General features: G+C 66.8%; 1 pseudogene. It reads left to right on the top strand.

Annotation, left to right across the window (positions count from 1 at the left end):
* Positions 1 to 184: pseudogene (locus KVT45_RS55850) on the top strand (RidA family protein); the annotation flags it as partial.
* Positions 185 to 232 lie beyond the last annotated feature (48 nt).

Raw genomic sequence — 232 nt, 5'->3', positions numbered from 1 at the left:
CCTGATCAAGCACACGATCCACGACGTCGGTCACCGGCCCGAGTTGGCCGAGCCCATCTTCGCCGCGGGCAGTCGTGCCTCCGACGGCAAGTGGCCCGTGTCCGCGAGCACCTTCCTCGGAGTACAGACGCACGGCATGCCGGAATGGCTCATCGAGGTCGACGGGTTCGCTGTCCTTCCGTAGGAAGAACACCCAGCCGGTCAGCTGCAGGGACACGCGGCGGAACTCGGC

Source organism: Streptomyces sp. GbtcB6, from assembly GCF_019091475.1.
Lineage (GTDB): Bacteria > Actinomycetota > Actinomycetes > Streptomycetales > Streptomycetaceae > Streptomyces > Streptomyces hyaluromycini.
Note: the sequence above shows the minus strand (reverse complement) of the source record. Positions and strands in the feature narration are given on the sequence as shown.